Consider the following 7898-nt stretch of genomic DNA (forward strand, 5'->3'; position numbering starts at 1 on the left):
ATGCAGCACCCTGGAGCAGGAGATCGTGCGACGCTTCGCGGTTTGGAGGTCATCGGCTTACAACTGCGTACAGCCTAAAGCGTGAAACTACGTTTCTACGACTCTTCTTGATGCAAGCTTTCAGACGGTTTTGCGTAAATCCGCTTACGTCTTCGCGCAACAGCCAATCTTTACAAAACAAGCCCGTTTCTTGAACGTTAAGAGAGCTACGCAGGCAGAACCAATCCAAACCGACCCAGCTATGATGAGGCAAATGTGCTGGCGGTCAGAGGGCCTTTGCGATGCGGCGATTCTGGGTTCTGCTTGTTCTTTTAGCAAGCTTCATTGGTATTCCGGCGTTTTTAGGCAGTGCAACATCTAGCACCCCGACGACCTACAGCACGATTGCGGTGAACTTCCGCGATGACCTTGGCCCTACTGATCTTGCCTCCCAAGTCGTGGCGATCAGCCGCCAGTTTGGGGTTTCACTCCGTCCCAACAGTGCTTTTTCTGGGCGAGAGCATCTCTTCACCCTGAGCTTTGACCCTACACAGGTAGACGCACGGCAGTTGCTGCAACAGCTCAATCGTTCCAAGGCCTTTAAAGCCAGCATTGAGTACGCCGAGCCGGTCTACACCTACCATATCCCCGACGGCGAGAGCTTTGAGCGCGTAGCCGTTCCAGATGTCACAGCCGCAGACTTCCCCAACGACCCGCTCTATCAGCAGCAGTGGAACTTCCGCTCAATTAACCAGGGCGATGCCTGGAAATCCTCTAGTGGTGAAGGCGTCACGGTTGCAGTCATTGACACTGGCATTGCTCTGGTTCCTGACTTGAACAAAGACCAGTTTGCTGAAGGCTACGACTTTGTCAGCGATGACTCCGATGCCACCGACGACAACGGCCACGGCACTCATGTTGCGGGCACCATTGCCCAATCCACCAACAACGCTTACGGCGTGGCAGGTATCGCTTACGATGCCAAGCTGATGCCCTTGAAGGTGCTTGACGAGAGTGGCGCCGGTACTACCACCGACATCGCTGAAGCTATTGAATTTGCTGCCGACAACGGTGCTGACATCATCAACCTCAGCCTGGGCGGCATGGGTGACAGCCAGGTTCTGCGCGAAGCCATCGAATATGCCTACAACAAAGGCGTGCTGATTGTGGCAGCGGCAGGCAACAGCAACTCCAGCTCGGTCAGCTACCCTGCACGCTACGAGCATGTTGTGGGGGTTGCGGCCCTGGGCCCAGAAGGTGGCAGAGCCCCTTACTCTAACTTCGGCGCAGGCGTCGATATCTCAGCACCCGGCGGTTCACTGCCAGCCGGTGGCGTTCTGCAAAACACAATTGATGGCGAAGGCGGCACCGTCTTCGCAGCCTACCAGGGCACCAGCATGGCTTCCCCTCACGTGGCAGGCGTCGCTGCGCTGGTCAAAGCCTCTGGTGTTAAAGAGCCGGAAGCAATCTTGGATGTGCTCAAGCGCTCCTCCCACCGGGTCGAGAATGATCCTCTTAATTACTACGGCGCTGGTCGGCTGGATGCAGCGGTGGCCATGCAAGAAGCGCTCCATGGCACGGTCGATTGGCGCGACTTCCTGCGCTGGCTCAGCGAGAACGGCTACATCAACCCCCGCTTCTGGTTTGACGGTGGCGTAACCGCGATTCTGCCCAAGCTGGTGATGATCCTGGTGTCCTACCTGATCGCTCGCCTGCTGCCTCGCATCATTGGGGTGGCAACAGCTTGGTCTGCCCCAATGGCGGGCGGGCTGCTGTTTGGCAGCACGGGTCTGTTCTTGCTGCGCGGTCTGTTTGTCTTTGACGCACCTCAGTGGCCCTTCCGCCTCGCCGGCAGTTCGCTGCCAGAGTTGGGCAACGCCATCCAGGGCAGTGCGCTTCTGAACCCGGTATTTGCCAGTGTGGTGCTGCCCTTCTTGCTGGCGGTGTTCTTGTTGGGCAGTCAGGCTGGCCGCAACTTTGTGACTGGGCTCAGCATCGGCGTTGGCAGTTTCCTACTAGTGACCAGCCTGACCACTGCCCCCATGCTGCTCTGGTTCCCCGACCACGGGCTGATCACCCGAGGCTTTTTGCTGGTCAATGCAGCCCTGTGTGTGGGGCTTGCCGTGTTGACACTGAAAAGCCAACCGGGCACAGCTACTGATGGTTGAGCCAGATGGTTGAGCTAGACCAGTAAGCCAGATCAATAAGCTAGATCATTGAGCGAATTAGCAGCGAGTGAGTCACCATGAGCGACAAATTTAAAGGCACCGTCACCCACGTCAAGATGGGTCCTGGCGCCTGGGCTTTGCAGACCAGTGACGGGCAACAGTATCAACTGCTAAAGCCGCCTGCCGATCTCAAAAAAGAAGGCTTGGAGGTCGAAATCAAAGGCAAGATCCGCGATGATGTGGCGACCGCCGCCATGATCGGCCCTGTCTTGGAAGTCGAATCTTTCAAAGCCCAATAGCTCAATTACCTAGCCCCCCTCACTCAAGCCAGGAGACACCCCGAGCGCATGCTCGACCTGCTCAAACTCGCCCGCCAAATGCAGGGCATGAGTCAGCAACTGCAAAAGGAAGCCGCCGCTACCCGTCAGCGCTTGCTTCAGGCTCAGGAAATTCTGCAAGCGGCAGGCGCTGAGCAACCTCTCTGGCTTGAGCGCTATCAAACCTGGCACGATAAACTGGCCTTCTTAGCGGCTGAGCCAGTGGAAGCGCTGGACACCTGTTTGCCCATCGGGGCAACAGCGGCAACCTATACCGTGGTGGCAACCGATGGCTCGCAGATCGCCCCCAGCCATCACGAAGTCGCCTACTGCTACCTGATCAATATCGGACGCATCGTTCTGCATTACGGCACGGCAACTTCACCCCTGCTGGACAGCCTGCCAGAGGTGTTCTACCGGCCTGAAGATCTCTATCTATCGCGGCAGTGGGGCATTCGCACTGAGGAGTGGATGGGCTTTCGTCGGGCGCAGTCGGAGACAGTCGCCCTGGCTGACTTAGCCTGTGGTTTACCCTCGGTGGGGGTGAACGGCCTTGCTCCCTTACAACGACTGGCAATGGTGGATGGCTCTCTGATCCACTGGTCATTGGAGATGTTGCAGGCTGAAGCCCGGGAACGGATTTTGCCGCCGATGCTGGCAGCCTGGGACCGTCTGCGCTTGTCGCGGATTCCGGTAGTGGGCTATCTCAGTGCCTCACGCAGCAGTGAAGCCCTGAATTTTCTGCGCCTGCCCCTGTGCCCATTTCCGCAGCCAGATTGCGGCACCCATTGTGGCGCTGGCAATACCGAGACAGCCACAGACCAGGCCCCTTGCGCCAAGTTACAGCCCCTACGCGATGCCGTGCTCTGGTCTGCGCTTCTGGAGCCAGGGCAACGGGGACCGCTCTATCGCAGCTCTGCCCGCATTTTGAGCCACTATGGTCCGCACCGGGTCTACTTTTGCTACGTGCATGTAGGCGTTGAGGTGGCGCGAGTGGAAATGCCCGAGTGGGTGGCACTAGACGCAGAGTTGCGCGAGTCAGCGCTGGCGATGGTGATGGAGCAGGTGCGCAAGGGCTACGGTTATCCAGTGGCTCTGGCAGAAGCGCATAACCAGGCGGTGGTGCGAGGCAGCGACCGAGCCCGCTTTTTCGCGCTGCTGGAACAGGAGATGGTGCGCACAGGTTTGCAGAATGTGGGCACCTCCTTCAAGGAAGCCCGCAAGCGCGGCAGCATTGCCTAAGTAGAATTGGCCTCTGTGGGCTCATTCCTTGGGTTATGCCTCTAAAGTGTGCGGCGGGATATTGAGCTGTACGATGCGCTCTATCCGATCTGGTTGGCGCTGAATCAGTTGCAGGCGATGGTGGGCGATACCTATTTGGTGGCGAGCAGTGAGGCTTATGCGGGTTCGCTGCCGATCTACAAATATGCGAAGGCGAGTGGTGATGTGGCAGGGGAGGCGTCGCTAACGGAGTTGAAGCGGCAGTTTGTGCATCGGGGCCGTAAGAAGGGAACAGATAAGAAAGCGCCGTAAGGGTTTAGACCGAAACGGTTGGCCTTCTGTAAGAGGTTACTAGTTCAGGGTTCAGAGGTTGACGGCAAAGCCGGACTTCTGGACCCTGTTTCTTTTGCAGGTTTTTATGAATGAGGCTTCTAGACTTGGAGTTTTAGGAAGCAGGATTGCAGTTCTGCCTCAGGCTTGGGTGATTTAAGGGTGCTTTGCTTAGCTCGGAAGGGTCAGACCCTTAGCTCGGAAGGGTAGGACCCTTAACTGGAAGGGTAGGACCCTTAGCTCGGAAGGGCGGAACCCTTAACTGGAAGGGTCAGACCCTTAGCTCGGAAGGGTCGAACCCTTAAGCGGAAGGGTCAGACCCTTAAGCGGGAAGCATTGGGGGGGTGACCGACAGGCGTTGAGCTATTGAGAGGGGGGTTGAGAAGTATCGCCTCTTGCCCAAACCGCCCCCTAGCCCTCTAATACTGGGGGATTTAGAGGGCCAGTGCAGAATCTGCGAAAGCGCTTAGAGACTAGCGGTTGCTTAGCGGATGTGATAGCAAGGTGCCAAGCCTGCATATCCTTCTGGACTGGGAGCTTTCTGTGAAGACAAACAAGACCTCAGCTGAGACTGCGCAAAAATCAAGGCAGATGATTCGGCTTGGGTCGGGGGTGCTGAAGGTAACGCTCACGGTAGCCGCAGTGGTTGGGGTAGTGACCGTTCAGGGCTTTCGCGCTCCGGAAGAGGCTCGGACAGGTACAAGGCTAGAACGGGAGAGCCTAGCTGCACTTGAAGAATTCCAGCTTCAGCAGTCTGAAGCCTTGGTAGCAGCAATGCGGGCTGGGCAAGCCCTCCAAGCTCTGGCAAAGGATAGGCTACTTGAACAATATTTAAGGGTCCCTCTCCTATTAGTGCTGCCAACCACCCTCAACAGAAGCCAGGAGTACCAAGAACTCAAGGGACATCAGGGCCCTGTCTACAGTGCCAGCTTCAGCCCCGATGGCCGGGCCATTGTCACCGCTTCTGTGGACAAGACTGCTCGTCTCTGGGACCGCTCCGGCAATCAGGTAGCCGAGCTCAAAGGCCATCAGGGCCCTGTCTACAGTGCCAGCTTCAGCCCCGATGGCCGGGCCATTGTCACCGCTTCTGCTGACAACACTGCTCGTCTCTGGGACCGCTCCGGCAATCAGGTAGCCGAACTCAAGGGGCATCAGGGCCGTGTCTACAGTGCCAGCTTCAGCCCGGATGGACAGGCGATTGTCACTGCTTCTTATGACAAGACGGCCCGTCTCTGGGACCGCTCCGGCAATCAGGTAGCCGAACTCAATGGGCATCAGGGCTGGGTCAATAGTGCCAGCTTCAGCCTAGATGGACAAGCCATTGTTACCGCTTCTTTTGACACTGCTCGCCTCTGGGACCGCTCCGGCAAGCTGTTAGCCGAACTCAAAGGGCATCAGGGTCCTGTCTACAGTGCCAGCTTCAGCCCAGATGGACAGGCCATTGTCACCGCTTCTTTTGATGGCACTGCTCGCGTGTGGCCTTTTGGCAACTTGGATAGACTGCTAGCGCGAGGTTGCCAACGGCTTGAAGGCTACTTGATTTCCAACCCCAAAGAGTTAGCAACACTAAAAGCTTGCCAAAAGTAGGCTAATTAGTTGGAGAACTTGCACTCACTAAGCTCTGACAAGATTTAATCGCTGAGTCAACGAGCCCATTACTTAGGAGCCTTCTTGTCCAAGTTGCCCCCCTAGTCCCCCAATTCTTGAGGGAAGCGGAGCAGAAGTCCCTCAGTATTAGGGGATTTAGGGGGCCAGCGCAGAAGATGAACAGGATCTGCAAAAGTGCTCGGAGACTAGCGCTCGCTTAACGGATGTGGTAGCAAGATGCTAAGCCTTGCTATCCTTCTGGACTGGGAGCATTCTGTGACTACCTTAGACGCCCAAGCCCGAAGTGTTGGGACTGACGTTTTTATCTCTTATTCGCGTAGAGATAAGGCGTTTGTTGAGAAGCTCCATGCAGCGCTGACAGATGGCGAGCGGAATACGTGGGTGGACTGGGACAGTATCCCGTTTACAGCGAACTGGCGGAAGGAGATTGAGGCAGGAATTGAGGCGGCTAATACTTTTGTTTTTATTATTAGCCCGGACTCGGTAGCCTCAGAGATTTGCACCTGGGAGATTGATCACTCGGTCAGACACAATAAGCGCCTGGTACCGATTGTGTGGCGGGAGGAATTTGAGCAGGAGAAGCTCCATCCTGAGCTGTCTGCCCACAACTGGCTGCTTTTCCGAGAGCAGGATGACTTTGATCGTGCCTTTCGGGCGCTGATCCAGGCTATTGATACTGACTTGGGGCATGTACGGACGCATACTCGCTTGCTGGTGCGGGCGGTGGAGTGGGATGGCAAGGGCCGCAATGATAGCTATTTGCTGCGGGGAAGTGACTTAGAAGAGGCGGAGCAGTGGGTAGCCCAAGGGAGTCAGAAGCAACCCCAACCCACAGAGCAGCAGCAGAATTACATCGGCAAAAGCCGGGAGGCCGAGGACGCCAATCAGCGCTTGGCTAAGACTGCGCAGAAATCAAGGCGGATGGTTCGCCTTGGCTCTGTGGTGCTAGCGGCGACTTTGGCAGCAGCAGCAGTGGTTTGGGTATGGGCAGGCAGATCTGTCACCCAGGCACAACAGAGCATTAAGGATGCTCATGAACAATTAGAACAAGCACAGACCAAAACTCGGCAAGCCGAGCGGGCTGTTGAGACTGCACAGGCAAGGCTCAGGACAGCGGACCAGAAGGTGCAGCAGTCAAATCAGGAGGTCGTAGCAGCAAAGGCTAACCTAGCTAAGATCGGCCAGGAATCCAAACAACAGATTCAGGCGGCTACAGAGAAGGTAAGGTCTGCAACGGCAAAAGCAAATCAAGCAGAGCAAGTACGGCTAGAAGCCGTAGCTAGCCTCACGCAAGCACAAGTAGAACGGCGACAGGCACGAAAGGATATAGAAGAAGCCCGAATAGGTGCAAGGCTGGAACGGGAGGGCGTAGCTGCACTTCAACAGTTTCGGTTTCAGCAGACAGAAGCATTGGTAACAGCAATGCGAGCTGGGCAAGCCTTAAAAGCCTTGGTTAAAGATGGGCGTCCACTCGAACAATATCCAACAGTCACTCCCCTATTGGCGTTGCAAACTATCCTCAATGACATTCAGGAGCACCAACTTAAAGGGCATCAGGACCAGGTCAACAGTGCCAGCTTCAGCCCCGATGGCCAGACGATTGTTACCGCTTCTAGGGACAACACTGCTCGTCTCTGGGACCGCTCCGGCAACCAGCTCGCTGAACTCAAGCATGAGGGCTGGGTCAGAAGTGCCAGCTTCAGCACAGATGGGCAGACCATTCTCACCGTTTCTAATGACAACACGACCCGCCTCTGGGACCGCTCTGGCAACCAGCTCGCTGAATCCAAGCATCTGGCCGATGTCAACAGTGCCAGCTTCAGCCCAGATGGGCAGACCATTGTTACCGCTTCTGTTGATGGCACTGCCCGCCTCTGGGACCGCTCTGGCAACCAGCTCGCTGAACTCAAGCATCTGGCCGATGTCAACAGTGCCAGCTTTAGCACAGATGGGCAGGCCATTCTCACCGTTTCTTGGGACAAAACGGCCCGCCTCTGGGACCGCTCCGGCAACCAGCTCGCTGAACTCAAGCATCAGGACGATGTCACCAATGCCAGTTTCAGCCCAGATGGGCAGACCATTGTTACCGCTTCTGCTGACCAGACAGCCCGCCTCTGGAACCGCTCCGGCAACCAAATAGCTGAGCTCAAGGGGCATCAGGACACTGTCACCAGTGCCAGTTTCAGCCCAGATGGCCAGACCATTGTTACCGCTTCTTGGGACAAAACGGCCCGCCTCTGGGACCGCTCCGGCAACCAGCTCGCTGAACTCAAGC

6 protein-coding genes are annotated in these 7898 nt (G+C 56.5%); all 6 read left to right on the forward strand.

Annotated elements, in window-relative coordinates; translation table 11 throughout:
* Positions 1-281 precede the first annotated feature (281 nt).
* Positions 282-2147 (forward strand): DUF5942 domain-containing protein, encoded by a 1866-nt coding sequence (locus H6F94_RS30440; RefSeq protein ID WP_190806046.1) that lies wholly within the window; start codon positions 282-284, stop codon positions 2145-2147.
* A gap of 77 nt (positions 2148-2224) precedes the next feature.
* Positions 2225-2446, forward strand: coding sequence for a hypothetical protein (locus H6F94_RS30445; protein WP_190806047.1), 222 nt, complete (start codon positions 2225-2227; stop codon positions 2444-2446).
* Between the two features lie 48 nt (positions 2447-2494).
* Positions 2495-3706, forward strand: a complete 1212-nt coding sequence (locus H6F94_RS30450) for a DNA double-strand break repair nuclease NurA (RefSeq protein WP_190806048.1) — start codon at positions 2495-2497, stop codon at positions 3704-3706.
* Positions 3707-3754: 48 nt separating this feature from the next.
* Positions 3755-3997: a hypothetical protein gene (locus H6F94_RS30455; RefSeq protein ID WP_190806049.1), complete on the forward strand. Its 243-nt coding sequence runs from the start codon at positions 3755-3757 to the stop codon at positions 3995-3997.
* Positions 3998-4558: 561 nt separating this feature from the next.
* Positions 4559-5602: a WD40 repeat domain-containing protein gene (locus H6F94_RS30460; protein ID WP_199320762.1), complete on the forward strand. Its 1044-nt coding sequence runs from the start codon at positions 4559-4561 to the stop codon at positions 5600-5602.
* 276 nt (positions 5603-5878) lie between these two features.
* Positions 5879-7898: TIR domain-containing protein (locus H6F94_RS30465; RefSeq protein WP_190806050.1), on the forward strand; the 2020-nt coding region annotated here is incomplete at its 3' end.

This window comes from Leptolyngbya sp. FACHB-261 (assembly GCF_014696065.1).
GTDB lineage: Bacteria > Cyanobacteriota > Cyanobacteriia > FACHB-261 > FACHB-261 > FACHB-261.